At 60.0% G+C, this 25,923-nt stretch carries 29 protein-coding genes; 20 read left to right on the top strand and 9 right to left on the bottom strand.

The window, feature by feature from the left end:
• Positions 1 to 121: 121 nt before the first annotated feature.
• Positions 122 to 715, top strand: coding sequence for a hypothetical protein (locus M3I54_RS07430; protein ID WP_254334286.1), 594 nt, complete (start codon positions 122 to 124; stop codon positions 713 to 715).
• Between the two features lie 706 nt (positions 716 to 1,421).
• Here the strand turns inward: M3I54_RS07430 and M3I54_RS07425 are convergent.
• The 3 genes from M3I54_RS07425 to M3I54_RS07415 form a co-directional block, all read right to left on the bottom strand.
• Complete coding sequence (locus tag M3I54_RS07425) at positions 1,422 to 2,339, bottom strand: hypothetical protein (protein WP_254334283.1); 918 nt, start codon at positions 2,337 to 2,339, stop codon at positions 1,422 to 1,424.
• Between the two features lie 255 nt (positions 2,340 to 2,594).
• A complete protein-coding gene (locus tag M3I54_RS07420; protein WP_254334281.1) occupies positions 2,595 to 3,476 on the bottom strand; it encodes an ImmA/IrrE family metallo-endopeptidase in 882 nt (293 codons plus the stop codon).
• Positions 3,457 to 3,780: a helix-turn-helix domain-containing protein gene (locus M3I54_RS07415; protein WP_254334279.1), complete on the bottom strand. Its 324-nt coding sequence runs from the start codon at positions 3,778 to 3,780 to the stop codon at positions 3,457 to 3,459. Before M3I54_RS07415 ends, M3I54_RS07420 begins: the two co-directional genes overlap by 20 nt.
• A gap of 353 nt (positions 3,781 to 4,133) precedes the next feature.
• Between M3I54_RS07415 and M3I54_RS07410 the strand changes: the two genes are divergently transcribed.
• The 3 genes from M3I54_RS07410 to M3I54_RS07400 all read left to right on the top strand — a co-directional run bounded on the left by M3I54_RS07410 (position 4,134) and on the right by M3I54_RS07400 (position 6,751).
• Entirely contained in the window at positions 4,134 to 5,447 is a 1,314-nt protein-coding gene (locus M3I54_RS07410; protein ID WP_254334277.1) for a nucleotidyltransferase, read from the top strand.
• Positions 5,448 to 5,918: a hypothetical protein gene (locus tag M3I54_RS07405; RefSeq protein WP_254334275.1), complete on the top strand. Its 471-nt coding sequence runs from the start codon at positions 5,448 to 5,450 to the stop codon at positions 5,916 to 5,918.
• 68 nt (positions 5,919 to 5,986) lie between these two features.
• A complete protein-coding gene (locus M3I54_RS07400; RefSeq protein WP_254334272.1) occupies positions 5,987 to 6,751 on the top strand; it encodes a hypothetical protein in 765 nt (254 codons plus the stop codon).
• A gap of 127 nt (positions 6,752 to 6,878) precedes the next feature.
• Here the strand turns inward: M3I54_RS07400 and M3I54_RS07395 are convergent, their stop codons facing one another.
• From M3I54_RS07395 to M3I54_RS07380, 4 genes are all read right to left on the bottom strand, one after another.
• Entirely contained in the window at positions 6,879 to 7,655 is a 777-nt protein-coding gene (locus M3I54_RS07395; RefSeq protein ID WP_254334270.1) for a nucleotidyltransferase, read from the bottom strand.
• A 24-nt stretch (positions 7,656 to 7,679) separates the two neighbouring features.
• Positions 7,680 to 8,483: a hypothetical protein gene (locus tag M3I54_RS07390; protein ID WP_254334268.1), complete on the bottom strand. Its 804-nt coding sequence runs from the start codon at positions 8,481 to 8,483 to the stop codon at positions 7,680 to 7,682.
• A 67-nt stretch (positions 8,484 to 8,550) separates the two neighbouring features.
• Positions 8,551 to 9,015 (bottom strand): hypothetical protein, encoded by a 465-nt coding sequence (locus M3I54_RS07385; RefSeq protein ID WP_254334266.1) that lies wholly within the window; start codon positions 9,013 to 9,015, stop codon positions 8,551 to 8,553.
• A 54-nt stretch (positions 9,016 to 9,069) separates the two neighbouring features.
• Positions 9,070 to 9,261, bottom strand: coding sequence for a hypothetical protein (locus M3I54_RS07380; protein ID WP_254334265.1), 192 nt, complete (start codon positions 9,259 to 9,261; stop codon positions 9,070 to 9,072).
• A 370-nt stretch (positions 9,262 to 9,631) separates the two neighbouring features.
• Between M3I54_RS07380 and M3I54_RS07375 the strand changes: the two genes are divergently transcribed.
• From M3I54_RS07375 to M3I54_RS07340, 8 genes are all read left to right on the top strand, one after another.
• Positions 9,632 to 10,087 (top strand): hypothetical protein, encoded by a 456-nt coding sequence (locus tag M3I54_RS07375; RefSeq protein WP_254334264.1) that lies wholly within the window; start codon positions 9,632 to 9,634, stop codon positions 10,085 to 10,087.
• A gap of 92 nt (positions 10,088 to 10,179) precedes the next feature.
• Entirely contained in the window at positions 10,180 to 11,145 is a 966-nt protein-coding gene (locus M3I54_RS07370) for a DUF932 domain-containing protein (RefSeq protein ID WP_254334263.1), read from the top strand.
• A 77-nt stretch (positions 11,146 to 11,222) separates the two neighbouring features.
• Positions 11,223 to 12,218, top strand: coding sequence for a lambda-exonuclease family protein (locus tag M3I54_RS07365; RefSeq protein WP_254334262.1), 996 nt, complete (start codon positions 11,223 to 11,225; stop codon positions 12,216 to 12,218).
• A 39-nt stretch (positions 12,219 to 12,257) separates the two neighbouring features.
• Positions 12,258 to 13,184, top strand: coding sequence for a phage capsid protein (locus M3I54_RS07360; protein WP_254334261.1), 927 nt, complete (start codon positions 12,258 to 12,260; stop codon positions 13,182 to 13,184).
• The gene (locus M3I54_RS07355) at positions 13,181 to 14,215 is read left to right on the top strand and encodes a hypothetical protein (protein WP_254334259.1); all 1,035 of its coding nucleotides are present in this window, start codon (positions 13,181 to 13,183) and stop codon (positions 14,213 to 14,215) included. The genes M3I54_RS07360 and M3I54_RS07355 overlap by 4 nt, the downstream gene beginning before the upstream one ends.
• A 63-nt stretch (positions 14,216 to 14,278) precedes the next feature.
• Entirely contained in the window at positions 14,279 to 15,088 is an 810-nt protein-coding gene (locus M3I54_RS07350; RefSeq protein WP_254334257.1) for a DUF4942 domain-containing protein, read from the top strand.
• A 479-nt stretch (positions 15,089 to 15,567) separates the two neighbouring features.
• Positions 15,568 to 15,867, top strand: coding sequence for a hypothetical protein (locus tag M3I54_RS07345; RefSeq protein WP_254334255.1), 300 nt, complete (start codon positions 15,568 to 15,570; stop codon positions 15,865 to 15,867).
• A 1-nt stretch (position 15,868) separates the two neighbouring features.
• Complete coding sequence (locus M3I54_RS07340; protein ID WP_254334253.1) at positions 15,869 to 16,504, top strand: hypothetical protein; 636 nt, start codon at positions 15,869 to 15,871, stop codon at positions 16,502 to 16,504.
• Here M3I54_RS07340 and M3I54_RS07335 read toward each other — a convergent pair.
• The gene (locus M3I54_RS07335) at positions 16,482 to 16,823 is read right to left on the bottom strand and encodes a helix-turn-helix domain-containing protein (RefSeq protein WP_375542110.1); all 342 of its coding nucleotides are present in this window, start codon (positions 16,821 to 16,823) and stop codon (positions 16,482 to 16,484) included. The two genes, M3I54_RS07340 and M3I54_RS07335, sit on opposite strands and share 23 nt — an antisense overlap.
• Before the next feature lie 163 nt (positions 16,824 to 16,986).
• On the opposite strand from M3I54_RS07335, the gene M3I54_RS07330 reads away from it, so the two are divergent.
• Positions 16,987 to 17,460 carry a hypothetical protein gene (locus M3I54_RS07330; RefSeq protein WP_254334251.1) on the top strand — a complete coding sequence of 158 codons (474 nt, stop codon included), beginning with the start codon at positions 16,987 to 16,989 and terminating at the stop codon, positions 17,458 to 17,460.
• A gap of 142 nt (positions 17,461 to 17,602) precedes the next feature.
• Complete coding sequence (locus M3I54_RS07325) at positions 17,603 to 17,947, top strand: hypothetical protein (RefSeq protein WP_254334249.1); 345 nt, start codon at positions 17,603 to 17,605, stop codon at positions 17,945 to 17,947.
• Positions 17,948 to 18,191: 244 nt separating this feature from the next.
• On the opposite strand, the gene M3I54_RS07320 is transcribed toward M3I54_RS07325, so the two are convergent.
• Positions 18,192 to 19,664 (bottom strand): LA2681 family HEPN domain-containing protein, encoded by a 1,473-nt coding sequence (locus M3I54_RS07320; protein WP_375542111.1) that lies wholly within the window; start codon positions 19,662 to 19,664, stop codon positions 18,192 to 18,194.
• A 70-nt stretch (positions 19,665 to 19,734) separates the two neighbouring features.
• Between M3I54_RS07320 and M3I54_RS07315 the strand changes: the two genes are divergently transcribed.
• The 6 genes from M3I54_RS07315 to M3I54_RS07290 all read left to right on the top strand — a co-directional run bounded on the left by M3I54_RS07315 (position 19,735) and on the right by M3I54_RS07290 (position 25,921).
• The gene (locus tag M3I54_RS07315) at positions 19,735 to 20,262 is read left to right on the top strand and encodes a transposase (protein ID WP_254334246.1); all 528 of its coding nucleotides are present in this window, start codon (positions 19,735 to 19,737) and stop codon (positions 20,260 to 20,262) included.
• The gene (tnpB, locus tag M3I54_RS07310) at positions 20,238 to 20,591 is read left to right on the top strand and encodes an IS66 family insertion sequence element accessory protein TnpB (RefSeq protein WP_254334244.1); all 354 of its coding nucleotides are present in this window, start codon (positions 20,238 to 20,240) and stop codon (positions 20,589 to 20,591) included. Before M3I54_RS07315 ends, tnpB begins: the two co-directional genes overlap by 25 nt.
• 31 nt (positions 20,592 to 20,622) lie before the next feature.
• A complete protein-coding gene (locus tag M3I54_RS07305) occupies positions 20,623 to 22,203 on the top strand; it encodes an IS66 family transposase (RefSeq protein ID WP_254334242.1) in 1,581 nt (526 codons plus the stop codon).
• A gap of 413 nt (positions 22,204 to 22,616) precedes the next feature.
• A complete protein-coding gene (locus M3I54_RS07300; RefSeq protein ID WP_254334240.1) occupies positions 22,617 to 24,029 on the top strand; it encodes an McrC family protein in 1,413 nt (470 codons plus the stop codon).
• 624 nt (positions 24,030 to 24,653) lie between these two features.
• Entirely contained in the window at positions 24,654 to 25,346 is a 693-nt protein-coding gene (locus tag M3I54_RS07295; RefSeq protein WP_254334237.1) for a DUF1819 family protein, read from the top strand.
• A complete protein-coding gene (locus tag M3I54_RS07290; RefSeq protein ID WP_254334235.1) occupies positions 25,343 to 25,921 on the top strand; it encodes a DUF1788 domain-containing protein in 579 nt (192 codons plus the stop codon). Before M3I54_RS07295 ends, M3I54_RS07290 begins: the two co-directional genes overlap by 4 nt.
• Positions 25,922 to 25,923 lie beyond the last annotated feature (2 nt).

The raw sequence follows: 25,923 nt of genomic DNA, 5'->3' as shown, positions 1-25,923 counted from the left end.
GACTCTATCGGGCTTTACTGCTATATTCAGGTCGCGTGCTTTGAGTCGGGCATTGGATTCGCCGAGCGATAGACGAAATGCCAGCATTACGAGTAATTGGATAGTATCTCAGGAGAGCTTGATGGCTAGTAATTACTGTCTCAGTAGCGGTGAGTTTGGTTCCCTAGAAAAGGCATACGGCGAACAGTCAATCGATGCCGCGTATGGGCTGACGATGATTCTCCTTTGTTACGAGAACGCATCGTCCGTCTTTGCTGATTGTCCGGAGCTTGACGGGCTCCGTCTCTGGATTGAAGATTTTGCCCACGCTGCTGACGAAGGCCTGCAGTACCTCGACCGGTATAACGATTCGCTGAAGATGGCAGATGTCCCTGCGGCAACGGCTAAGGGGGACGCTGCAGATCGGATCGGCCTGACTCAATTGAACGAATGGATGGGTAAGGTCCTGGGGCTTCTCGACTTTTGTCTGAATCAGGGGCTCGGTGTGAGAGAGGGCGATATTTCAGAAGAAGAGCGCCGCATTGATGCATACATCGAGGCAGTCATGGCGAGGGTGCGGGAGGTTGTCTATGATGCGCGCGATCTTGTGCTTAAGAAGATATCCCACACGGAAAAGCTTGGTAAGCCAGATTCAATCGACGTCGCATCGATGTTTGGCGAGGTGCCGATTGAACCATCATTGGCAGCTGATTCCCCGAAGCGGTCTGAAGATTGATTCACATCAGTAGTCCATTATGGGCAGCACGCAGTCTGCGTGCTGCTCGTCCCGCGTCGTCAGGTGTGCGCGCTGGGGGGCGATGATATCGGCCCCAGCGCTGATATCTGGCATGTTCGCATCGATGTGAAAGCTTCTCTGAGCAGCCGTTCGCGCATCGCTAGCCATGGGAGAGGCAGAAACTGGGAAGCGGTAGCCCCATTGCATAGACCTCGCCCCCGGGCACGCTAGCGCAATTGCCATCCGTTTGTATCGACGCCGTCGTTCGAAGCCGTGGCGACTGTTTTCAACACTCGTTCGAGAGAATCGGCGTTGTTAGTACCCGTCGCTGTCCGCCGTGGTGTCGTGTGTCCTTTTGTTCGACGAAGCGTTCGCCAGCGCGGTAGTCTTATTGTGAAACCGATTCGTCCGTCGCACGACCGACCCCGTGACTGCGCCAGTCGCAGGCCGATTCGGCACGACTGAAGCGCGACTGAATTTACTACGGGATTCCCGTTGCGCAGTCGTTCGCAAAATCGAAGATCACTTCGCGTGGCCCGTTCTGGGACTTACGCCGGTCTTCGGCGGTTGCGCCCCAGTCGCATGCGATTGAAAGCCGGCGATGCATGCAACATGCGGTAGCCGTGCGGATATCGGGCGCGACTCCGGGTAGTCGTGTTGAGCGAGTCGCGGGCCACGCCGCGACTATTGGCGAGCGTGAACTGGTCTATTTGCTTATCGTCGGGTATGTGATTTCGTCGACCAGGCAACAGATCAACCGGTGATCGGTAACACGAAACAGCGTTGCGTCGTCGGTGTCTTGCTCACCAACAAAGAACAGGTACCCCTTCTCCTTGGTGCCTTTGTCTTTCGCCGTAATCGCTTCTTTGCGGGCGGCTTCGATCTCATTGCGCACGTATGTGCGCTTCGCCTTGCTCCAGGCGGCCCACTCGACGCGAACACGATGACCACGGGCAAGCCCCTTTTCCTGATCGCGCTCGCCGGCATCAACGGTGACTTCGAGAAATTCGTCAGTCTCGAGGGGCTTGCTCCACCGAATGGCGGCATAGAAGATTCGGGTGTCCGGATAGCGAGCCAGTTCGTCCCATTTCAGCTTCTTGAATACGGACAGATATTTCGTCGCGTCGATGCTTGGCACTTCCAGTTCGAGATCCCGATCGTACGGGAAATTGATGAAGCTTCGGCAGATCGGGCGAATCGTGTTCGCGACGCGCCGACGGCTCGACGTTGATGTGCCGCCGTTGCCGTCGCCTGTCCGTCTGGTGCCTCCGCCTCCCGTCGCGTCATTGTCGCCGCCGCCAGGTTCGCCCGTGATTGCCCGGAGATCGCGCAGGACCAGCTTCGACGGATACGGTGCTGGAAACCCTTCCTTCGGCGTGCTCAGGCGTTTCTTCTTGCCCTTGGTGACGAGCTTTTTCTCCCCGTCCACATCGCACCCCGGCTTGTGATCGCCGTCTCGCGCAGCGAAGTATGGCCGGACCACGTTCTCCGGCCGATAAGCGGCGGGCGTGAGCTTGATTCCACACCCGCGGCACACGTACCGGTCCTTGTCGACCTCGGGGATGAGCCAGAGTTGTTCGGCTTCGACAATTTCGCCGGTGATCTTGTCCTGCGCTGAATCCATATACACCTCTTTGAGTTCTTCTTCTGCAGCGTGAAGTATTCGGCGCTACTGCGTTGCCTGCCGAAGCTGCGGACATTTGGGCGGTTCAGCGGTAATCAAGGGCGTGAGGCGCCGAGCGGTAGTCAGTCCGCCTGGTACGAACGGCCAAGGCGAGAGGCTACGGTCTGTGGACGGCGAGCCTTAAGATGCGGAGCCGACGAGATGGTCGCGGGAGATGGGGGCCACTGTATTGCCGGCGGCAAAGAATGCCATCGCTCAGAAGCCGGGCGTTCCCGTGAGTGGAGCTAACAGTTCATCGTCACCGGCGTCCCACGCCGGGCCGTCGAGCATCAGCAGCGAAATGCTCATGTCATAACGATCTGAAACCACCACCATCTCGCGTGTTCCCGTGTCGGGAAACCAGATTCCGCGTTCATGCTCGACTCCGTCACGCGAGTCGACGACAAAAGTTGCCGAGCGCGGCTGCATAACCAGCGATTGCATTGGAAGTTCGATGCCTTCTTGAAGATGACTGAAGCCGAACCGCTTCGCGCTCGTGCTGCCTTTCCACCAGTGAAGCATCCCTTCGCGGGCGAAAACGATGATCGCGGAGTGCTCGGTGAAGTCGATCCACTTCAGAATGGCCGCCGTCAAAGAAACGCCGTATCGGGCAGCACATTCGCCGAGAACGTCAAGGGTGATGTGCTTTCCCTTTACCTGTTCTCGAAAATCATCGATCGGCATGAGCAGATACGAGGCGAACAGATCGGCCTCGCGTTCGATGGCTTTCGCCGCCAGTCCGAGCGTCGCGCTCTGGGAGCACCGGAACGCATCCTCGCGCGTGCGATGCAGCACGTAATGGCCGAACTCATGGCCGATCGTGAAGTTCGCCCGCCCGGGGGCGTCTTCGTTAGGGGCGTGCAGGATCACCCATTCTTTCCTTTTGGGCAGCCAGAACAGCCCGCCCTCGAAGCCGTCGAGATCCTGGGCTAGAACTTCGCCGATAGGGCGAGCCGGCGATACCTGCCGCGACCATTCAATGGCCAGTTCGCCGGCCCGAATCGGAAACGCTGCGCCATGTACAGCCCGCCAGAGCTGCACCAGTTTCATTGCTTCGCGCTGCGGCGACAGAGGCTGATCAGTCACGTTTTCGGTCAAGTACGTCGAGGATGTCCTGGAGCTGCCGTTTCACGGGCTCGTCCAACTGCTGATACTTTCGGAAGAAAGCGTCGTCGGCAACGCTCACCGACGGCTCGGACTTGGTGTCGTCCAGCAGAAACGCGGAGGTGACGCCGAGCGCTTGGGCGATTGCGTCGATCCTGTCGGCAGACGGGCGCGCCTTCTCTTTGTTCTCCAGCTCCCAGATCGATGATTTGGATGCGCTGACCTGGAGGGCCAGCTGGTCGAGCGTGAGCCCTTGCCGTTTCCGCAGCGTGCGGATCTTTTCGCCTAGAGTGGGCATGACGTTCAGAAGTTCGATAAAAAAAATGCTTGACTTCAGGAATTCTGAAGTCCAGTATTTTCATTGTCGGACTTCCGAACCGAAAAGGCAAGAAGACCGAACGCCTTTTCGCGTGCGTGTCCGGTGGTCGGATTCGGCGCGAAGCTCTTGAGCAGAAGGAGCATCATGCCGAAAGCACTGAAACCGGGGACGCCGGCACCGTCCTCCGGTCGGTACCGCAATAACGTGACTCGCACCGAAGTGACGGGGGTGAGAGGCCGTCCGCTGCCGCCTACGCCCGGGCGTCATCAGACCTACACCCTGGTCGATCCCGCGAAACATAAGCGCTAATTCGAGAGCGGGAGGACGGCAAAATGAGTACACCAGCACTGACTATTAGCCCCTTGGGCGGCGGCAGGGAAGAAGGTCGCGGAGCGAAGTCGCAGGTGCCGCAGCGGCTGCCTACGTTTTCGCATCGTGCCGCAACGCAGTTCTTTCACCTTGCTGATACGATCGCGCGCTCGCACGAGCCCACGGCGACGCAACTTTTGGCGCTTGAGTCCTCCTACATCAGCACCGCGGAGTATCTTGCCGAGAGTGACGAGTTCGCCGGTCTGACGACGAACATTCATGGCCATGGCTCAAGGGCATTGGGGACGTTGCTCAGGCCATCGGATGAATCGCGTGAGGGCTTCGACATCGATCTCGTCGCCCGACTCGATCAGCGTGCCATGTCGAGATACGGCGGAGACGGTGGTCCTGGGTTGCTGATCAACCACCTGCATGCGGTCCTGTCACGATATGCGAGCGCACACAGTCTGAAGATCAAGCGCTGGGAACGGTGCGTCACGCTCGAATATGCAAGCAGCATGTTCGCGGATATCACGCCGGTCGTCGACGATCCGCTATCCTGGGCTCCGTACGGCGACACGCATGGCCGTGTCCCAGATCGCCAGCTGCGGACGTACGAACCTACGAATCCGCGCGGGTTGACCCGCAGCTTTGCGCGTGCAGCAGCGATTGCGCCGGTCTTCACTGCCGTCGAGCATCTGAGATTCGCGGCCGACTCCGTCCGCAAGTCGATTTCCCCACTTCCGAAGGCCGATGAGGTTTTCGAGCGATTGCTGAGCCGCCTCGTCCAGCTGCTCAAACTACATCGGAACGTAGCGTTCGGGAAGGCGAGCGGTCACGAGGATTTCGCTCCCTCGTCCGTGTTCATCACTACGCTCGCAGCGGCGGCGTACGTCGATCTGGCTCCGAAACCCCATTCCACGCCGCTCGATCTTCTGCTTGATATCGTCGAGGCGATGCCGCGGTACTTCACGCGGGAACGCGATTTCGGTGGCCGGGAAGTCTGGTACCTCCAGAACCCGTCGTCGCCTTACGACAACCTCGCGAGCAGCATGAATACACGTGAACGCCAGGGGGCATTTGACGAGTGGCACGCCCGGATCTGTCGGGACCTGCGCAAGCTCGTTGACGCGATTGAAGCAAGCGCTGGCCTGGATGCCGTCGTTCACATCGTGGTCGCTGTTTTCGGGGATCGCGCGGGAGCGCAGATTCTCAAGGATGATCGGGCGCGACGGGAAGCGGGCCGGAAAGCAGGGCGCGTGGCAATCATCGGCGGCAGCGCGGCCCCATCTTCCGTCATCGCCAGATCGAAGCCGCACACCTTCTACGGTGACTGAATGCGCCGCGTCCCGCCACCACCGAGTCTCGCCGCACGGGCGCTGGATCTCGCGTCGCTGCAACTGGCGGACAGTTCATTTACCTTGTGTTCCGGCAAGGAGCTGCGCTTCGTGTTCGTTGTCTCCCCCGGACCGTATGCGCGCAGATACCGATGCCTTCTTCGGCTGAAGGCCGGACGCAAGGTGCCGGATTTGTTGGTACTGGAGCCCGACCTGAGTGCTCTCGCAAGCGGCAAGCGCCCGCCGCATACTTACTTGCATGACGGGCCGGGAACAAAACTCTGCCTGTGGTGGCCGAAGGCGCGTGAATGGTCTACGGGCATGAAGTTGTCGGAGACGTACATTCCGTGGGCCGTCGAGTGGCTGGGGTATTTCGAGGAATGGCTGGCGACGGGAAAATGGACGGGCGGCGGCGAGCATCCACCATCGGCTCCCCGTCGACGGTATGGCATTGGACGAACGGCCGCTTGAGGACATTCCGGGTGGGCGCGGCGCGACATGACTTGCCGGTGTTATTGATCACTTTCTCTGAAACAAAAATGTCCAACGCAGATCCGATACGAAAACGCTACTTCGATTACGTCGAGCTTGCCGATACCGCGACGGACTGGCTGTTCTACGTCGGCGCGGTCTTGTCGGTTCTGTCGCTGCTGCTCGACAAGAGCGTGTACTCGAGAATCTACGATTGGGTTCAGGTCGGCTTTCTGATTGATGCCATCGTCCTGTTTGTTCTGGGTCAGGTTTCCCGGTTGTATCTGATGCCCCGGGCTGAGGATAAACGTCGTCAGGACTTTTTCGGGCGCGCGTTCGATATCAGTCTTAGTCACGAAGTGACCGACGGCTACTACAACAATGATGCCCGTGATCCGAACAGGAGGCTCGCCGCGCAGTTGCTGGAAAATAGCCTCTTCAGCAAAACCATCGCTCTGTCGATGGCGCGCTTCGAGCGCATCAAGCTTCTCGTATATGCAGTGCTCTGGCTCGTCTGTGTAATTAATCGCCAGTCCGATCTCGGCGTGATTCTGGCAGCGTCGCAGGTGGTCTTCAGCGAGCAGCTGGTATCCCGCTGGTTGCGACTCGAGTGGTTGAGGATGCGATTCGAGAAGACATACGGCGACGTGTACCGATTGTTTCAATCTCGTCCCGCTGCCTCGACGTTTGCCGCGATGGCTCTCGATTCGTTGACGTCGTATGAAGCGGCGAAATCAACGGCTGGCATCACGCTTTCGTCAGGGACGTTCGATAAATTGAACCCGTCGATTTCGGAAGAGTGGATCTCGATCAAGGCGCTGCTCAAGCTTTGACAGCGCGATCAGGAGAGCGAGTCGCGCCCGGTGATCGCTCGTATCGTGACAATCGACGTGGTAGTGATGAGAGTGGAGCACCGTCACGCTTCGAACATATGCGTCGCTCTCCTGACTGTGTGGCAGATTAGAGTCGGAATAGCCGCCTGATTTCAGTCTCTGCCTTCAACTGCATGTCACTTTTCTCGAACTGTCTGACGTTGGCGACGATCTTCTTCGCACGGCTGATCTCGTCATTCACTCGTTGCGGCTGCGACCAGCTGGTGCTCAGGCTGTCGAAAACGGCGAAGAAGTAATCCTTCTGGTTGGATTGCACCCAAAAATTCAGACCACACACCCATTTCTCCATTGCGTAAGACTCGAACGGGTACCCGCTGGCCGCGTTCCAGTACTTGAATAAACGGATGGTCGGCTTGATCAGCGACTTGTTTGCCTTGTTCTTCGCTTCGAGTACGCCGTTGAAGTCCTTGGGGTCTGTGCTCATCCAGCGGTCCGGACCGCTCGGGATTCGCAGTCCACTGAGCCAGGCCGTAGTCGCGGGCACCAGGTCGAACTTGATGTGATTCAGTTCGAGAACGATGGTTGGGTTGGATTGATAGATTTCCGACGAGCGGTAACGTTTTTCGACAAAGGTTCTCAGGCGGCTGAGGTACGTCTGCGGTGTGGCATTGCCGTCATTGAAAACGATCATGTAGTCGATGTCCGATTGCTCGTCCATCGCGCGCGGCAAGATGGTGCCCCGTGTTGACGATCCGAAACGAAAGTGCTGCTTGATCATTCCGGGGGCAAAGTGCTGCGCCATCCGGGATTGCAGGCTGGCAATCGAGACGTCAATCGACGCTTGTTCGATCGGAGCGAGTATCGCGTTGCTGGCTGTGCTCGTCAGAAAGCTCAATACCGACATTCTGTCATCCTCTTCGACTTGCTGCTATCCACATACGTCGCAGGTCACCGCAGGGTTCTGGTAGGTTCGAAAGCCTTGATGAGGATCGCGTATGCGTTGAGGATGATAATGCGACTTGATGCAATCGGGAGGGATATCCCGGCGGACGACGTAACATGGCTCCACTTCGAGACCCAACGGACGACGGGCTACCGATTGTCCCCATGCGGAAAGCACCATTGCCGCAACCTCATTCCGCTGTTCAGGGGGAACGAACGATGCAGGCATGTCTACTTCCAGGATCGTCGGAACTCCATGTTGGCGCAGGCGGAATCGGTAGTCTTCGCCAGCGTCTGGACCGCATAGTGCTGCGGCCAGCGCCATCAGGAACTCACTACCCTGAATGGCATAGTGTCCGCAGTCTTCGATCAACGAAGCATCGTCGCCGACAAACCAGATTGCACCCCGCTCCCGGAGACCGCGATCCGCAAACTCCTCGATAACGCGGTCTACCTTGTCTCGGGGAACATCGGAAAAAATCTCGCGGAAAGTCGCAAACAGTTCCGCACTGTCTTGACCCACCAGGCCCTGCTCGTAGTAGCTGGACAAGGTCAGCGGGCGACAACCATGAAAGCCTTTGAAGTAGCCGTAATAGGTCGCGAACCGCGAAACGAATTCGGGGACGACGTCTTCGGAATCCGGCAACCATGACATGTCGTCGGACCAACATTTCGGTCTGTTGTGCGCGATCCAGCTCTGGATAGATGGTCTCAGAAGATCATCGGCGTAGTGCTGGATGCTTGCCAGCCAACTTTGACGGGCTCGCCAATCGAAGACTTTGTTTTTCATTGAATTTTCTTGATCTGTGTCGATGAGAGGTGAGTTGCGCGGAGTTCAATTGTGCGTGCAGAGCCTCCTAGTGCATCTTATCTCGTCGTTTACTGAATTCTTCGCGAAGCATAGACTCCAGCTTCGCGTTGTTCCCACGTCCCGCGAAGATGCGTCTTGTCGCCCAGATGACGCCAATGCCTGCAAGGGGAACAACTACCAACAATGGAAGATGGAACGCAGCCGTCGCGAACACTGCCATCATGGTCAGGACGGGAATGGCAAGAAATGAGTCGTAGACTGTTGGGTCGCAAGTGATGAACTCACCTGATACAGGGTCGATCCACGCAACGAGCGATCTCTTGTCTGTGCTCTCAAATGCACCCACGGTGTTGGTTCCGAATGCCGGCTTTATACTGCCGCGCACATCCAGTGTGTAGATCGTTGCGCCATCGATGTGAATGCTGCGCGACGTGGTGTCGCGGGTATGGCAACGATAATAGATGTCAAGATCACCTATCGGCATGATCCTGAGATTCCGGGCTTCGATCATACGTTGTTCTGTGCTTTTCCTCGTCGCGACCCAAGTACTGCTTATTTTCGTTCGTTAAAGAATCCGGAGATGCCGGATTTTCCCGATCTGCGGCGAGCGCTTCAGAATCAGGCCGGTGATGTACTCCGGCAGGAGCGCGCGGGGCAGGTTGGCTGGTATTCCCTCCACAAGCTGTGACGGAACGTGGACGATGAACTCATCAGGTTTGTCCTTGAGGCTGTGTTCGTAGCTGACGCGGTAATCCATGATGGTCCTGACCCGAGAGAGGGCGCTGTCGGCCTGAATACTACCAGTCAGGAGCAGGCCTGGGCATCCCGATCGTGTCAGATGGCGACAGCGCTCTCACGCCTCCCGCGCTGCGCGTCCGTGACGCCCACTCACCAGCCCTTCCGACGATTCAAAAGAATCTGAGCCATATATGACCGCTGCGAGCCCGGCCATTACGGTGGCTCGCCGGTGCAGCCCTGCATCGGCGTTCTCTTCCAGGAGTTCGCGATGCTGTATCCCTCTCCCTTTGATTACCTGACCGCGTTCGCGCTCGCCTTTGCAGGCGGAGCACTCTGCTCGACCTGTTTCCACAAGTACGTCGACAGGGTTCGCAAGGAGGCGAGTACGCATGCATGACCGTCCCCCGTTCATCCCGTTCGACGACGAGGAGGAAGGGGGGCCGTACGGTCCGCTGCGACTACCTCAGTCGGATGCCAACGAACCGCCGCGCTTTCGCGCGAGCTCTGCCGATGGCGATTTTCCCTGTCCGCAGTGCGAGTCGCCCCGGACAGTGCAACGCCACATCGCGAGACGGATTTTCGGCGCCGTCGGTGCTGCGGCGGGCGCAACCAGCACGATCGCTGCTGCACTCTCGGGCGCAGAGGCAGGCGCGGTCTTTGGTGTGATCGGTGGCCCCGTCGGCGCAGTCTGCGGCAGCATCGCAGGCGCCATCCTCGCCGGACTCGTCGCTGGAGCCGCGGGCTGTGCTACGGGCGCGGCTCTAGGCGAAGCCCTCGACCAGAAGGTCCTCGACAACTGGCGATGTCTTGCCTGCGGACGCACTTTCACCGTCCATTCCGACTGAGCTGTTCCGCCTCTTTCATACCCATCATCTTCACTCTTCCTGCCCGGCCCTGTGCCGGGCTCTATGCCTTTGTTTTCTACCCAGGAGTCAACATGCATCTCGTTCAGACCATGGCCTACACGGGCCAGCAACCGTGGCATGGCCTCGGCCAAAAGCTTGCCCCGAAGCAGCCACTCGAAGTGTGGGCCAAAGCCGCCGGCATGGACTGGAGTATCGAGGAAGCCGAAGTGCGCTTCGTCGCCGGCAGCAAAAACCTCGGCTCGATCCACGCGTTTCCCGAACAGAAGGTCCTCTACCGCTCTGACACCAAAGCCCCCCTGTCCGTCGTGTCCGCTCGCTATCAGGTGGTTCAACCGCGCGAGGTGCTGGATTTCTATCGCGATCTCACCGAGTCCTCGGGCTTCGAGCTCGAAACAGCAGGAGTCCTGAAGGAGGGGCGCAAACTCTGGGCACTTGCGCGCACTGGCCAGTCCGCCACGCTTAAAGGCCGCGACGAGGTTAGCGGCTATCTGCTGCTTGCCACTGCGTGTGACGGCACGCTCGCCACCACGGCGCAGTTCTGCAGCGTACGCGTGGTCTGCAACAACACCCTGCAAATCGCGCTTGGCGACAACGTTGGCGCCGTGAAGATCAGTCACCGCAGCCAATTCGATGCGCAGGCGGTAAAACGGCAATTGGGGATTGCGGTGTCGTCGTGGGATGCGTTTATGGCGCGCACCAAGGCGCTCGCTGAGCGCAAGGTCTCCGACGCTGCGGCCGAAGCGTTCCTGCGGCGCGTGCTGACCTATCCCACGGCCAACGTCGCGGATCGTGAGGCGCTTGCCGTCAACGAACGCGCGATCAAGGCGGTCGGCCAGCTTTACGCGGGACGTGGCAAGGGCGCGGATCTGGCGTCCGCCTCTGGCACTGCGTGGGGATTGCTGAATGCGGTAACGGAGTACGTGGACCACCACCGTCGCGCCCGCAGCGACGACCACAGGCTCGATGCCGCGTGGTTCGGCGCGGGCGCCAACCTCAAACAGCGCGCGTGGGATGAAGTGCTCCGGCTTGTCGTGTAGTCGCGCAACTTCTATGCGTCTTTCAATCCCGGCCCGGCCAGGTTCGCCTGCCGGGTCGTTCCATTTCTGGAGGTCTCGTGAGTGCTATCCAGCCTGAAGGGCCACGCGCGCGAAAGCCTGCGCTGAAGCTCGTCAAGACACAGGAGTTGAGCCGGGACGACTGGCTCGCCGTTCGTCGAACGGGCATCGGCGGTTCGGATGCCGCCGCAGCGGTTGGCCTGAATCCCTACATGAGCGCACTTGAGCTCTGGCTCGACAAGACCGGGCGTGCCGACGGTCTGCCGCGTCCCGATCCGGCGGACACAACCTCGCCGACCTACTGGGGAACGCTACTGGAGCCGATCGTTGCGGCGGTATACACGCAAACGACGGGCAACCGCGTGCGCAAGGTCAACGCGGTGCTCAGGCATCCAACGATTCCTTTCATGCTCGCGAATCTCGACCGGGAAATCGTCGGCGCGCGTGACGTTTCCATTCTGGAGTGTAAAACGGCGGGCGAATTCGGCGCGCGACTCTGGCGGGAAGGGGTACCGGAATATGTGCAACTCCAGGTGCAGCACCAGCTGGCCGTCACCGGCAAGCAGGCCGCGCATGTCGCTGTTTTGTTGTGCGGCCAGGCGCTAGAGGTCTTTCGGATCGAGCGCGATGACGCGCTCATCGCCCGGCTGATCGAACTCGAAGCGAGGTTCTGGCACTACGTCGAGACGGATACTCCGCCGCCGTCCGATGGCTCGGAATCGGCTGATCGAACGCTACGTCACCTGTATCCCGGGCACGGCGGTACGGTCGACTTCACAGACGATCGGCGTCTGTCGTCGGTATTCGCCGACCTTGTTGCCGTGAGGGACGAGATTGAAGCTCGTCAGGCGATTGAAGCACAGCTCAAACAGCAAATCCAGCAGGCGATGGGCGAAGCGACCCGCGCGGTGTTCGAGACCGGCGAAGTGTCGTTCAGGCGCAGCAAGGATTCATCCACCATTGACCTGAAACGCCTGCTCGTCGATCACCCCAAGTTCGAGGCGCAGTACGCCACCTCGAAACCCGGTTCCCGGCGCTTCCTCATCTCCACCTGATTTCGCATTGCCCTTTCACTTTCAATTCGGAGGACCACCATGCTTAAAGGTTTAGCGATTACGCCGCCTGTTGTAGGGCGCATCTCGATCGGCAAAATTTGCGAGAAGAACGGCAAGCGACTGCCGGAGAAGGACGATCAGTTCACGCTCACGACGCAGGTTCAGAACCGGGATGGCTGGATGCTACATCCTGCGGATCAGGCGCTGAGAAAGGCAACGACGGGCAAGCTGAGGTCGATTCCGGTTCGCGTGCTGTTCAATGATCCGGACCTCAACCTGCGCGCGGACTACAGCCTGTTCGATCGCGATACCGGGCGACCGGTGTGTGTCGGAAATGGTGAGGCGTGCCGGCGCGTCGGCAAGGACGGGAACGGCATCGAGAGTCTGTCCTGCCCGTCGCCCGATGGTTGTGCGTTCGGTCAGCAAGGCGGCTGCAAGCCGTATGCGCGGCTAAACGTGATCATTGGCGACGAAGACGAGATGGGGAGTTTCATTCTCCGCACCACGTCCTTCAACTCGATCCGGGCTCTCTCGGCCAGGCTCCATTATTTCCGCGCCGTGTCCGGCAACCTGCTCGCCTGCCTGCCGCTTGAACTGAAGCTGCGCGGCAAGTCGACGACGCAGAGCTACCGGAGTCCGATCTACTACGTCGATCTGGGCGTGCGTTCAGGCAGCACGTTGGAAGACGCGCTGCGCCAGGCGCAAGAACTCGATGCGCGACGGCGGGCCGCCGGATTCGATCAGGCAGCGCTCGATGCGGCGGCTCGCGCGGGGTTTGCAAATGGCGCGTTCGAGGATGGTCCGGACGAGCGGGCAGCGGTCGCAGAAGAGTTCTATCCCAACATCCCCTCCGATCGTGAGGATGCGAAGGAGGGGGCTTTGACCGATGCATCCGCCACAACACCCACGACACTGCGCGACAAGCTGGAGCGCAAGGCCGTGCTGCTCGGTGGAGCGGCGGCATGACGGCCATGTCCCGATGGGCGGTCACACTCGCGGTCGGCGCCACGGGCACGGCAGTCAGCCTCTCGGTTCAGGCCGGGTTGCAGCGTGGCGGTACGTTGCCCGAACGGGCTGTCTGGATCGCACTCGGCATCGTGCTCGTCGTGAGCGCCCACCTGCTGCCGGCCCTCACACGTGGAGCGTCGGCGGTCGCACGCAGCGTGGGCAGCGTCCTGTGGCTCGCATGTTTCGTGGCCGTGTGCGATGGGCATGCAGGCTTCTTTCTGCTCGCTCAGCGGCATGCGGGAGCACTGCGGGCGTCGACTGTGACAACTGCGCCTGTTGTCATGACCGGCCGCGGCCTCACGGTCGTCATGGCAGATCGGGCAACCGTGATCGCGCAACTCACGACTATCGACGCCAGGCGTTGCTCGGGTGACTGCCGAACGCTGGATGGCCGTCGCACGATGCTCACGGCGAGGCTTGATGCGCTCAACGCGGAGGCTGACGATGTGCGACGCATCGAGGCCGAGCGCGACCGGGTCACCACGCAGCGCGACGCGTTGCTCGCTGATCCGGTCACGTCGCGGCTGGCAGCATTACTCGGCACGACAACTGCGCGCGTCGACCTGCTCTCGGGACTGGCGTTCGCAGCTGTGCTCGAGGGCGTCGCCTGCCTGTTGTGGACGGTCGCGCTTCGGCAGTCGCCGTCGGTATCGGTCACCACCGCCAATGGCGTGACTGCGTCAGAAGTCATGCCGGTCGCAGACGGTCCTGTCGCGTCTCAGCCCGAAGTAACAGCGGTCATCGCGAATCACGCGAGCGAGGCGGCAAGTCACAAAACCGAGGAAGTCAGTCACGCGTCCCCTGACGGTCCCGTCACGCCGTTACCGGTTGCCGACTCGACCGATGACGACGTGGCGCGGCTCGCCCTGGAAGTCGCTGCCGGATTTGTGCGACCAACTGTGGCCGACATCAGGCGATACCTCAATTGCTCGCAAGCGCGGGCGGTGGCGCTGCGCCGTCAACTCGCCGAACGCAACGTACCGGCATAAGCGCCGGGACTCGTGCCCGGCATTTTCCTTTCAACGCGTTCCAGCCCAAGCGGCAGGAGGTTCATGGACACCGCAACCGATCTCGTCAAAAGTATCAGCATCACCAACCTCGCCAACCAGCGCGTCGCCGTCGTCGATCGCATCCGCTCCGCCCTCGATCTGCTCAGCGAAGCCGAACAGATTGCAAGGGCAGCGCATCTTGGCTTTCCGAGGCTTGTGCTCGACGACGCCTACGCCTGTCGTGGCAGACCCACCGTTACTGGAGACTATGCAAAGCGCGACGAAGCCGAAGCCGCCATCGTGAGCGTCATCGACGTGCGTGGCTGGAATTACCTGCTGTCAGAATCGGGCCTGCGCACCTTCATGGACGCACAGGCCCGCGAGCAGTGGGACAGGCAGCTTGCCGACGGCGACGTGCCCGAGCTGACCGCCGCCAACATCGAAGCCACCTTCACGCAACTGTACGGCGCGCGCGGCGACATGTTCGAGCGCGGCGTACTCGCGTGCTTTCGCAGGCTGTCGTGGGATTACAGGACCAATCAGCCGTTCAAGTTCGGCAAGCGGATCATCGTCAAATACCTGCTCTCGCAGGGCAGCACGAATCACCGTGTCACCAATGAGCTGGACGACCTGATCCGGGTGTTCTGCGTGCTGGACGGCAAGCCGGAGCCCGATCACCGGCACGGCGCATATTCCCTCGTTTCGATCGCGCAGCATGAACGGCATACCGAAGCCGGGAACGACTATCTGCATCTGCGCTGGTTCAAGAACGGCAACGGCCACCTGACGTTCAAGAGGCTCGAGCTGGTCGAGAAGATGAATGTGATTCTCGCGAAGCACTACCCGAACGCGCTTGCCTCAGAAGTGCGGTAGTTCCCGGACGTACCCTGCGTCCCCCGTCTCAATCCACTCCCTTGTTTCAACGACCTGACATCCGGTTCTGCCGGAGGTCCACGCTCGTCCCTTATCTGGAGGCTCCATGCCCGCAATCCGTTTCATCCATCTCCCGCTACGCCCTGGCCCGCTCGTAAGAGGGCTAGGCATCGTGGCTGGCGTTACGGCCATCAGCATCGCTGCGGCCCTCTGCTACGAGCAATATAAAAAACGCGAGTTAGTACGCAAGCTCGCGTCGATGCCCGGGGCTGGCGACATCCTGCCCGCGCTTCGGACCCACTCGGAGATGGTGCTCGCCCAATTAGGCGTTGGAGTCGCGTCGACATCCGACACCGACGATTCGTAACCCGACCAGCCGACTCATACCCGGCGCCTCGCGCCGGCTTCCTTTCCTTTCATCGCGCACATCCGGCCAGTTCTGGCGGCACGTGCTCGCCCGTTTTCAGGAGAAGTCCCTCATGAATCTGCCTTCGATTTACCACGCCAGTCCGCGCTTCAAGCTCGGCCGGATCTTTGCCACGCCGGACGCGCTGGAAGTCATCGCGAGGGCGCAGGTATCGATCATCGACCTGCTGACCCGTCACGTTCGCGGCGACTGGGGCGAGCTGTCCGAGTCCGACCGCCAGCAGAACGAGCTGTCGATTGACGCTGGGCTGCGCATCCTGTCCAGCTACCTCCTACCGAACCAGCAGGTCGTCTGGGTAATAACCGAGTGGGACCGCTCCGCCACCACGTTTCTCTTGCCGGGCGATTACTGAGATGTTGCTCCAGAAATTTCATCCGGGATCGCGGCTCGGCCAGCAACTGACGCTTGCTCATGGAGGTACGCTCTTCAGCCGGCAAGGTCACTGGGACGGCGGCAGTACGCTGCACTACGTCGCCATGGCGCTCGCGCTGCTCGGCAAGCTGTCCGATCCGGTCGATGTGCCGTATCACGTTAGCGGAAACGAGCGTGTAGTCTGGGATCACGCGTGGCCGCATTACCTGCACGGGCTGACGCTTTCGGAACTGGAGAGCTTCGTGTGGGAACTGAACCTTGGCGTACAGCCGGTGGTGCGGGCGGGACCGGCGCCCGCCATCCTGCGATTTACCTCGCGCGAACTGGCGGCAGGCCGCCCCGTCATCATCGGTTGGCGTCAGCGACACCCCGTCAAGTGGCGTGCCGCGCTGGCTGTCGGCATGGAAGGTCGTCTGCAAGGCCGAACCTTCGAACCTCACGCACTACTGATGCTCGATCCGGCGGGCAGTGAGCCAAGACTGGCAGGATTCAATGCACGCATCGATCTGCACGGTAACGGGCGGGCGCGCTATCAGTCGCAGGCCGTCAGGCTGGCCGTCACCCTTGAAGGCGTCGTCTCGATCCGCACCCCGGTCAGCGCAGGCGGCTACGTTTGATCTCGGGCGGGGTCGCCGCGTTCGCGCGGCGCTCACCGGTCGGCTTAAGAGATACACCGTCGAGCGGCGTGAACAGCTCGGCAAGCGTGACGCCCAGCGAATAGCAGATGTTCGCCAGTGTCTCCACCGACGGATTGGCAATGCCCCGTTCGATCGACGAGATGTAGGTGCGGTCAACGTGCGCCTCAAAGGCGAGTGTCTCCTGCGATTTCTCGGCGTCATGCCGGCACTGCTTGATCCGCTTGCCGAGAGCAACGGAGATCGGGGCCGGACGGGCGGCGGGAGGAGGTGAGCGCCTAGTAGTCATGGCGTGCAGCATGCCCGCTTGACGACTGATTCTCGACGTTGTAAACACGTCTAGATTTGTCGTCTATACTCGACAATCTATTGTATTCCCTATTTCCTGTCGATGTGACGAACCGCAACGGCAGGCTTTTTCTCACCGCTACTTGTAGAGTAGACACTTCAATTAAGGAGCAGTCATGCAGGAACAAGCCCAAAACGTCCGGAATGCCGCCCACACGGTGTTCCCGCTCTTTGTCACCGTCGGCATCTTCGGTCTCGGCATCTGGCCGGTCATGTACCTCTCGATGCGCGAGAAGCGCATCAACGAAGCACTCGGCGCGGAGCTCATCCCGCACTGGGTTTCAGTGACACAGGTGGCACTGCTGAGCGCCACGCTCTTTCTTAAGTTCTTCGGCGGCTGGGTCGATTCCGATGACATTGTCGGCCTGTCGGTACTGACCTCACTCGCGATGGGCGTGATGTGGATCGTCTTCGCATTCCGGGCAAAGGCAACGCTCGAAAGCGTAGTCGTGAATCAATGGCAGATCACGAGCTACCGGCTCAATCCGCTGTGGACGTTCTTTTTCTCGCTGTTCTACATCGTCTACTGCCTGAACGACCTGCCGGAGGCCGTGCGACGCTCCAGGCCCGTTCAGCAGCCTGTCGCCTGAGCCCGTCCGCACCGGCCTGTTTCCCCTGCGCTTCCGCAGGAGTGCGATGCAGTGTCAACGCTCCCAATTCCACCTGGCTTAGGCGGCGCACCATGTCACACTACGCTCGCGCACGCCGGGAATCGCCATACGGAACACCACGATGGGAACAGATCGGGCCAAACCTGATCAGGGTCCGGATTCGATCCGGCATAAGGCCGTGGAACTGCTGCTACTCGCTGCCCGCACGCTCGTCTCGCCCCGGACCCCGCTGTGGCGGCGTGCGCTTTGCATTGACCTGAACGACGCACTCCTCGAGCTTGCGACACGCCACGGCCTCACGTTTGCTGAACCGTTGCTTGAGATGCTCGACACCGACCTGCATGGGGACCTTCGCCCGCAGAATGGTTTTTGCCTTCTTCCCTCCTATAGCTACGGCTACCGGCTTGAGAAGATCGCAAGACCTGGCCCTCTCGAGCCTTCAGAAGTGAACATACATCTGGCCTGAGACCGGGGCCTGCTATCACCCCCATGCAGTTGTGCTCCATTTCCTCCTCGGTAGCCAACTTGAAGGGCGATCTGCAACCAAAAGATCGCGTCCTTGGTAGGCACGTACGGCATAGGCAGCTGCGACATCCGGCACACCTGCCGTTTGTCGCATGCTCTCTATTTTTTTGCATGTTTCGATCACGGGCGGTAACCCCGCCACGTTCGAATTCCCCGAGGACGCGATCTCGACGTTACTTTTGCACTCAATCCTCACGTCCTCGAATCCAATCGTGATCATGGACAGTCAGCGATCCTACAATACCGCCTGTCCGTAGAGCGAGACCTCGTTCGTGCTGCGAAATCGCAAGTGCAAGCATCTGAATGGCCGACCTGGCAACGCGCAGGGCGTGCAATACTTCCTGATTGAACTGCTCACGGCGATGATGCTCCACTTCCGGCGCTTGTCTGCTATGTGTCGGGTCGCCGAAATCATGCAACACTACAAATCGGTGAGTGCCGGCGTTGCGGAGGTCCTTTTGTGGACGGAGGATTCCGGTCTTGCTGTCATAGTCGTCAGCAAGCTCCACAAGGCCATAGAGGGCGCTGACGCCGGTGTGTATGGTCGCGTCAACTGCTTTGGCAAGTGGAGGTCGGCCAGTCGTCTTGTCATGGGCTCCTCGCCACAGCTTGCCGAAGTACACCTTGTCCGGTGCTTGTCCGAACTGGAAGTAGTGGTTTGCGGTTACAGCAACCTTGTCGAGCAGGTCCAAAGCCGTACGGTGTGCCAGGATAAGCGCAGAGGTATCCGGGCCGTAGGTGGCATAGTCGAGGGTGTCCGCAAATCGCCCCGTCGTCGGCCAAGCGCTTACGTCGATAGCTCGCCATGCCAAATCACGCGCCAGAATAAAATCGCTCTTTAGCACATTGAACATGGCAAACACGGGCGGAGGCCTTCCGCTCGTTCCAGACCCGCGCTCCAAGATACCGGGGAGCACGAGCCAGTCCAACTTGCTCAAGGAGGGGTCGACAAGTTCAACGACCGGTGCGAGCGTCAGGCGCTCGTGTTCCACCCAACTGATGAATGGATCTGTGTGGGGTGATCGCTGTGGCGGGTCGCCAAGTTCGTTGGCGAACGCTGCAATTTGGTTCGCCGCCTGAGCGCCTGCGTACTGAATGATTCGATCCTGATGACGATGCGCGACTTTGGCCAGCATGATGGCCTCGTCGCGCGTCATGTCCGAGCAGTTGCCCTGTTTAAATAGCCAAAGCAGGTCACGGGCCGCAGAACTCGCAGCAACCCCGTTCTCCGGATCGATCTTGAGTGCAGCGAGGCGCGCATCATGGGCTTCACTAAGCCGATAGCTGTTGCCGAACTGGTTGGCGAGGTTGGTCCAGGCCTGAGTTCGCACCGATGGATCCGCATTCTGGTCTTGTGCTACTCGCCAATAGCAACGTCGCGCTTCGGCCCGTTGTTCCTGAGTACGTTCCTGATGATCCAGCCAATCCTGGTCGCGGGGCGGATTGCCTATAGCAACGACAATCCCGTTTGCCAGGTTGTAGGTGATGTCAGCATCCTTGGGAAATTGGCCATGAAGCTCACGAAATAACGCGAGGCCTTCTTCAATTGCTTCCTGCTCCCCAACTAACGCTCCACCATCAACCAGAATCGCCGCCCGCAAGCTCATTAGACTGAAACGATCGGGTCCATCAAGGTCGATTTTTCGTAAGCGATCCATCTTTGACGTCTGGCAGTAAGCCGCAGGAGCGAGGAGCATAGGTGTCCACCTACTTTGGAGGTGGACACCTGTGGCCGAAAAAAACTCAGAGTTGAAAGTAGTGCGTCAGAGCCGCGACGGACGGCGGCAGTACGACGAGAAAGGCAAGCGCGCACTCATCGAGGCGGCGCTGTGCTCAGGCATGTCGGTTGCCCGTCTGGCTCAGGAGCATGGGGTGAACGCCAACCTGCTGCGCAAGTGGATCACGAAATACCTGCTGGACCGTGAAAAAAACACCGCGCAGACACCGCAGGACACCATTGCCAGGGAGCACGAACTGTCACCGCCCGCGAGCGAGGTGATCGACAGCGTACCAGACGGACGCCTGGATTTGACCAAGCCGACGGTGCAGACTCCAGCACTTTCGCCATTCGTGCCCGTCGTTGCGGTGCCGTCGGCGCTTCCAATTCCACCTGCGGTGCCGGTGATGGTCCTCACGTTACATGTGCGCCTGTCCAATGGTGTCGAGTTTGACATCGGGGACGCAAGCGTCGAGGAACTGACCACCGTAGTCCAGATGCTCGGGAGGATGCCGTGTTCCGCTTCGACGAAAACCTGAGGGTGTACCTGCACCGCGATCCCGTCGATTTCCGCTACGGCATGAACAGCCTGTCGATTCTCGTCGAGCAGGCCATGCATCTGAACCCGATGGACTCCTCTCTTTATATCTTCGGAAACCGCCGTCGTGACAGGGTCAAGATCATCGGTTGGGATGGTAGTGGTTTCTGGCTGATGACGAAGCGCCTTGAAACAAGCCGTTTTATCTGGCCCGACAGGAAGACCGAAGTCGTGGCATTGACGTCGGCGGCACTGCACGCGCTGCTCGATGGCGATGACATCACTTCGATCCGCGGATATCCACGGGAGGAATATTTGCGCGTGAGCTGAACATGGGCGAGCATGCATGGTCTAATCCGGCATGCCCGCCCAGATCACGATCTCCGCTGACGAACTCAATGCGTTACTCGCCATGCGCGAGGCGTATGCCACCCTTGAGCGCGAGCACGAGGAAACCTGCAGCATGCTGCGTCTGGTGAGCGCGGAGCGCGACCTGGCCGAGGAACGGCTGCGTGCCTACCGGCGTGAGCTGTTTGGCGCAAAGAGCGAAGCACGGGATCCGGAACAGTTCGGGCTGTTCAACGAAGCTGAGGCGCTGGGCGCGAATGCGGCACCCGCCCAGGAAGATACGCCCGAAACGAAGGTCGGTGCGCATACACGCAAAAAGCGCGGCCACCGAAAGCCCCTCGATCCCGGTCTGCCCCGCGTGATCCGTCGGCACGAACTTCCGGAGGCCGAGCGTTTCTGCAGCAACGACGGCCATGCCCTGGTCGAGTTTGGCGTGGAAATCAGCGAACAACTCGACGTGATTCCTGAGCAGCTACGCGTGATCCAGCATCAGCGGGTCAAGTATGCATGCCCGTGTTGTGATCTGGGCATCAAGGTCACACCGGCGCCACCGCGTATCATCCCACGAGGACTCCTGACCGAATCCGCACTTGCCTGGATCGCGGCGGGTAAATTCCAGTTTGGCATGCCGCTGTATCGTCAGGCTGGCCTGCTTCGCCGCTTCGGTGGTGATATCTCGTCCAACACGATCGCGGCCAGCATGGTCAAGGTCGGCCTCGCAACGCAGCCGGTGATCAACCTGATGCGCGACGCGCTGCTTGAGTCAGCGGTGATCCTCGCTGACGAGACGACCTTCCAGGTGCTCAAGGAGAAAGGGCGCAAGCCACAGACGAAGAGCTACCTGTGGTGTCAGATGACGGGCACGGGAATCCCGATCTGTTGCTATACCTACACGCCGGGTCGTGGGGCGAAGCTGGCTGACAGGCTGTTCGCCGGCGTGCAGGAAGGCGCTGCGCTGATGACCGATGGCTACGAGGCTTATAACGGTATCGCCGAGCGCTACAAGCTCGTGCACCTTGGTTGCCTCGTTCACGCGAGACGTTACTTCGTCAAGGCCGAGGAAAATGTTCCCAAGGCGGCACGTACGCCGGATCTGCTTGCAACACGCTTCATCAAGCTGTTTGGCAAGTTGTTTGCCGCCGAGGCACGCAGTAAAACGTGGAATGCAGACCGGCGTCATCGCCTGCGTCAACGCTATAGCGCCCGCGTACTCCAGGTCATCAAGGATCTCATGATCGAGCAGTCTACAGGGGTGCTGCCCCAGAGCCTGCTTGGCAGGGCACTGACCTATCTGCGTGAGCAGTGGCCGAAGCTTGTGCGTTACCTCGAGAACGGCGACTGGCCGGCATCGAACAATTTCTGTGAAAATTCCATTCGCCCGTTTGTCGTCGCACGCAAGGGCTTCCTGTTCGCAGATACGGTTGCCGGCGCACATGCCAGCGCAAATCTCTTTAGTCTCGTTGAAACCTGCAAGGCCAATGGTATCGATCCATACCGTTACCTGACCTGGCTGTTCGAGCGCCTGCCTCTGGCAAAGACCGCCGACGACTACGAGGCGCTCGTGCCTTGGCGGATGCCGTCCCCCCAGAACTGATTCGCAGCATATCCACTCCACGAATCAACGCGCCTGTCCACTACTCAGAGGGACGGCGATAATGGATCGCTTACGATTTTTCGGGCTCGTCTTACCGCCTCCGCAGGGTTGCTATCTAGCAAAGCGCTGAGATGAAGACAGAGATCGGAAAACTTATTCGGTATTTGCGTCATCACGCGACTCCCGTCTAGCTGGCGCGGTTACCTGCGAGGTGAGTTGCTCGCCGCCGCTATCGGCGACCTGCCAGTGCCTGTCTCTTCTGATGAGGAGGAAGAAGGCGAGGAGGAGTTCGAAGACCCCGAAGAGTTCAAAAGAATTGAAGACGAAAGGTCAGAAGAGCTAGGTTCCGCTGCGGCTGACGCAAATCCAGCGGGCGCGGACGCATCAGCCCGTACAGCTTGATCGAGAGCACGATGTCGAGATTTTCGCTGGCCGTATTCGAACGCGAGAGCCTGCGGGTCGCTACCGATGAACAGGTTGCACGCCAGCGTCAGCTCGCGAGCGAGTTCTCACGTGACGAGGATCAGCCTTTGCTGGTGACCGAGGCGGAAGCATTGACCCTCGTGAAACTCAACAGCGTACAACGGGGTTTCTGCGTACGCGAGGGCGAGCGCATCGCGCTCTCTATGCACTGCGGTTTGGTGCGCCTGCCTAGTGGCCGGTTGGGGGATGGTGCGAGCCCGAAGCCGGGGGCCGAGGTCACCACGCTTGAGATCCTTCCCAAGGTATGGGGTGGATTGGGTGAGACACGCGCCAACGCCGCTAGCCTCGCGGGCACCGGGTCGCGACCGGAGCGCCTAGCGCGTGCGCGTCGTGCATTGTTACGTCTGCTCCAGTGTGGTGAGAACCTGCCCATTTCTCCGATTGACCTCGCGCCACAGGCATCGGACCGGGCGCCACTGCTGGACCTGTTTATCCGCAGCTTCCTTCGGGAAGCTCTGCGTGTGGCCAAGGGCGGGCTGCTCACACGCTACGTTGAGACGGTGGACGACCAGTCGGTGCTGCGCGGCCGATTGCTGCTTTTCGAGTCGGAGCGTCTGGCGGCGTCGCGCCCTGGACTCTGGCGTTGCTTCCGAGACGACCTCTCGCTTGATAACCCCTACAATCAAGCGCTCCTCGCGGCCATTGAGCGGTGCCGTCCGCACCTGCGCAAGCGCTCCACTGAACGCCTGTGGCTTGAAGCGCGTGCCTTCTTCAGCGACGTCACCTTGGTCCGGATGGACGCCGGGAGCGTGGCCAAGCTAAAACGCGCCCGGGAGACCACTCGCTACAACGAAGCCCTGCGCTGGGCGCAACTTCTGCTTGACGTACTTTCGCCATCACTTGCGGCCGGTTCGTCACCAGCCCCGGCACTCCTTTTCAACATGGAGACCCTCTTCGAGCACTGGGTCGCCCGACACGAACGCGCCAACGCACCCGAGGGTATCGCCGTGCAGCTTAAAGGCGCGGTACGGCGCCTAGCGACAATTGGCCCTACCATCGGTGCGCCTCCCGGATCAGGCAGCGCCATACAAGCGTTTCGGTTGATGCCCGATGTCCAGCTTTGGTCCGAGAAGACCGACCGGCGCGCTGGATCGCCGCAGGCCATCGTCGACGCCAAGTGGAAGGAGTTGCGGCCCGCGCGTCCAGATTGGGGAGTGGACGAGTCGGATGTGCGTCAGGTGCTCGCCTACATGATCCGCTTTGGCTGCCGGCAAGCCAGGTTGGCCTATCCGATCCTCTCGGGCGCAGAGCTACCGTCCGAAGGCCCGCCAACCTTCTGGATCAGTCTCAATTGCGACGAAACAGCCTCCGTCGAAGTCACCTTAGTGCCAATAGACTCGTGAGCGAATATTTCGGTGGCTCAGCGAAGCGAGGCCGCGGACACCATCAGTCACTGCGCGCGGTAAGCCGTCGACGATGGATTTTAGAAGGGGCTGTTCAGAGGGGAGGGCGCGGCTGACCTGCTCGATGGCAGCAGCCACCTCTCTGGCCTGCCGGTCAGTGCTAATGATTGAGTTTGATAGCATGAGATCACCTACACACAACAAATTCGTTGTGTGTAAACCGTCGTATTTATGCCGTCGATTTTGAATGCGGCAGAGACGGTCGCGAGACTTGCTCTGGGTAGTCTGAATATTAGGGTTTGATGGAGAGCCGGCCCTTTCAAGCGGCGCTGCGTTCGAACGCGAGCAATGCGCTGACCTGTGGCACCCCTCGTCGCTCGTACTCGGGACTGAGAGCTTGCACTGTTCCAGGCATGCCTGGTCGTCTCCCGGTCCCGGTAGACCGTTTACGGTGAAGCTCGTCCGGCGATGCTGCGGCAGTGGAGAATACCTCGGCCAAGCTCTGCAATCCGTCCCGGTTTTGTTCGGGTACGAGCGGAAAGTACGCGATAATTGCCGCTTCAAGCCTGCAGCTGCACGCAACAGACGCAGCATGGGGCGAATTCTGAGATAGCCAGAAGATGGATGGAAAGCGTGATCAAAACGGGAGCGATCGGCCATGTGCAAAGCCGACAGCGGGGTCAAAGCACCCCACGTCATCCGAGGCTTTTGTTGAGGAAGTCGGCTGTGGGAATTTATAACGCCGAAATCTCCGCCGGGTCGCTGATGATTCCGGAGAGCCGGCGGATCGCGACCCTTTTGCTTTCGCGACCCAGCGACGAGCAATGGGAAGCGGCCCTGAACGACGAGAATTTGTTGCAGAAGAAGCCGGCCACTGCCAAGCGTCAAGCGCGCTTGATACGCCGTCGCCTCCAGACCTTGGACGAAGAGGGCATTCGACTCGTGGCCGAAGGCGACATCGAGCTTTGCCGACAGATTTTGCTCTCCGCGGCGATCCGTCACAGCCGGCTGCTGGGCGACTTCATGCGCGATGTCTACGCGGTGGATCTGCGGCACCTCGAAAAGAATCTGAGTCATCACCGATGGGACGGCTTCCTCGCTGAGTGCGAGCACCGCGATGACGCGGTCGCGCGGTGGGCTGAGTCAACCCGCGAGAAGCTCTTTCAAGTCATCGTCCGCATCCTCTTCGAAGCCAAATACCTCGATTCCACCGGCCGGCGCGGTCTGACACCGCCCTTGGTGCACCCTCGGGCCGAGGCTTACCTCAAACGCTTCGGCGATGCGGAAACGCTCGCGCGCTTGGAGAACCTTGCATGAGCGCCAATTTTGACGACCGATTGAATCAAGTGCTGCCGCGCATGCTGTCTGCCGATGTGCTCGAAAACGAAGGGGCGGGCGGCGAAATTGGATTCTGGATTTTTGACTACCCGCCTGATCAGGAAATGAAGGTGCGCAGCTGGCTCGCAGAAGTCATCGAGCCCGGCGTTCGTAAGCAAACGCCCGATTTGCGTTTTGCAACGGTGGATCTATTTGAGTGCGTGATTGGGTTGCTCGAAGATCGCCGCTTGTTGGATAAAGCGTTCGAGATGCAACGGACCAAAGGCGACGACGCTCTGCTGACGTCGCTGCGCTCCGTGCTCAAAGAGGATCGCCTCGCCGCGCGGATCGTCGAGCAGTTCAGCGTCGAGGACCTCGACCTATTGATCGTGAAAGGCGTCGGTGCCGTTTATCCGATGCTACGCACTCACACGCTTCTTTCCGCGCTGCACCCCCACATGAGCAACACGCCGTTGCTGATGTTCTATCCGGGCCGATACGACGGGCAATCGCTCCGGTTGTTCAACACGCTTGTCGACGACAACTATTACCGGGCTTTCAGCCTGGTGCCCTAATG

The sequence above is a fragment of the Paraburkholderia sp. CNPSo 3274 genome, assembly GCF_024206475.1.
GTDB lineage: Bacteria > Pseudomonadota > Gammaproteobacteria > Burkholderiales > Burkholderiaceae > Paraburkholderia.
This window is presented reverse-complemented; position numbering and strand designations above follow the sequence as displayed.

Bases quoted from the DNA above. Each gene is read 5' to 3' on its own strand.
- M3I54_RS07430 (WP_254334286.1), top strand. From the start codon at position 122: ATGGCTAGTAATTACTGTCTCAGTAGCGGTGAGTTTGGTTCCCTAGAA.
- M3I54_RS07425 (WP_254334283.1), bottom strand. From the start codon at position 2,339: ATGGATTCAGCGCAGGACAAGATCACCGGCGAAATTGTCGAAGCCGAA.
- M3I54_RS07415 (WP_254334279.1), bottom strand. From the start codon at position 3,780: ATGCCCACTCTAGGCGAAAAGATCCGCACGCTGCGGAAACGGCAAGGG.
- M3I54_RS07410 (WP_254334277.1), top strand. From the start codon at position 4,134: ATGAGTACACCAGCACTGACTATTAGCCCCTTGGGCGGCGGCAGGGAA.
- M3I54_RS07405 (WP_254334275.1), top strand. From the start codon at position 5,448: ATGCGCCGCGTCCCGCCACCACCGAGTCTCGCCGCACGGGCGCTGGAT.
- M3I54_RS07400 (WP_254334272.1), top strand. From the start codon at position 5,987: ATGTCCAACGCAGATCCGATACGAAAACGCTACTTCGATTACGTCGAG.
- M3I54_RS07395 (WP_254334270.1), bottom strand. From the start codon at position 7,655: ATGTCGGTATTGAGCTTTCTGACGAGCACAGCCAGCAACGCGATACTC.
- M3I54_RS07390 (WP_254334268.1), bottom strand. From the start codon at position 8,483: ATGAAAAACAAAGTCTTCGATTGGCGAGCCCGTCAAAGTTGGCTGGCA.
- M3I54_RS07385 (WP_254334266.1), bottom strand. From the start codon at position 9,015: ATGATCGAAGCCCGGAATCTCAGGATCATGCCGATAGGTGATCTTGAC.
- M3I54_RS07380 (WP_254334265.1), bottom strand. From the start codon at position 9,261: ATGGATTACCGCGTCAGCTACGAACACAGCCTCAAGGACAAACCTGAT.
- M3I54_RS07375 (WP_254334264.1), top strand. From the start codon at position 9,632: ATGCATGACCGTCCCCCGTTCATCCCGTTCGACGACGAGGAGGAAGGG.
- M3I54_RS07370 (WP_254334263.1), top strand. From the start codon at position 10,180: ATGCATCTCGTTCAGACCATGGCCTACACGGGCCAGCAACCGTGGCAT.
- M3I54_RS07360 (WP_254334261.1), top strand. From the start codon at position 12,258: ATGCTTAAAGGTTTAGCGATTACGCCGCCTGTTGTAGGGCGCATCTCG.
- M3I54_RS07355 (WP_254334259.1), top strand. From the start codon at position 13,181: ATGACGGCCATGTCCCGATGGGCGGTCACACTCGCGGTCGGCGCCACG.
- M3I54_RS07350 (WP_254334257.1), top strand. From the start codon at position 14,279: ATGGACACCGCAACCGATCTCGTCAAAAGTATCAGCATCACCAACCTC.
- M3I54_RS07345 (WP_254334255.1), top strand. From the start codon at position 15,568: ATGAATCTGCCTTCGATTTACCACGCCAGTCCGCGCTTCAAGCTCGGC.
- M3I54_RS07340 (WP_254334253.1), top strand. From the start codon at position 15,869: ATGTTGCTCCAGAAATTTCATCCGGGATCGCGGCTCGGCCAGCAACTG.
- M3I54_RS07335 (WP_375542110.1), bottom strand. From the start codon at position 16,823: ATGCTGCACGCCATGACTACTAGGCGCTCACCTCCTCCCGCCGCCCGT.
- M3I54_RS07330 (WP_254334251.1), top strand. From the start codon at position 16,987: ATGCAGGAACAAGCCCAAAACGTCCGGAATGCCGCCCACACGGTGTTC.
- M3I54_RS07325 (WP_254334249.1), top strand. From the start codon at position 17,603: ATGGGAACAGATCGGGCCAAACCTGATCAGGGTCCGGATTCGATCCGG.
- M3I54_RS07320 (WP_375542111.1), bottom strand. From the start codon at position 19,664: ATGGATCGCTTACGAAAAATCGACCTTGATGGACCCGATCGTTTCAGT.
- M3I54_RS07305 (WP_254334242.1), top strand. From the start codon at position 20,623: ATGCCCGCCCAGATCACGATCTCCGCTGACGAACTCAATGCGTTACTC.
- M3I54_RS07300 (WP_254334240.1), top strand. From the start codon at position 22,617: ATGTCGAGATTTTCGCTGGCCGTATTCGAACGCGAGAGCCTGCGGGTC.
- M3I54_RS07295 (WP_254334237.1), top strand. From the start codon at position 24,654: ATGGAAAGCGTGATCAAAACGGGAGCGATCGGCCATGTGCAAAGCCGA.
- M3I54_RS07290 (WP_254334235.1), top strand. From the start codon at position 25,343: ATGAGCGCCAATTTTGACGACCGATTGAATCAAGTGCTGCCGCGCATG.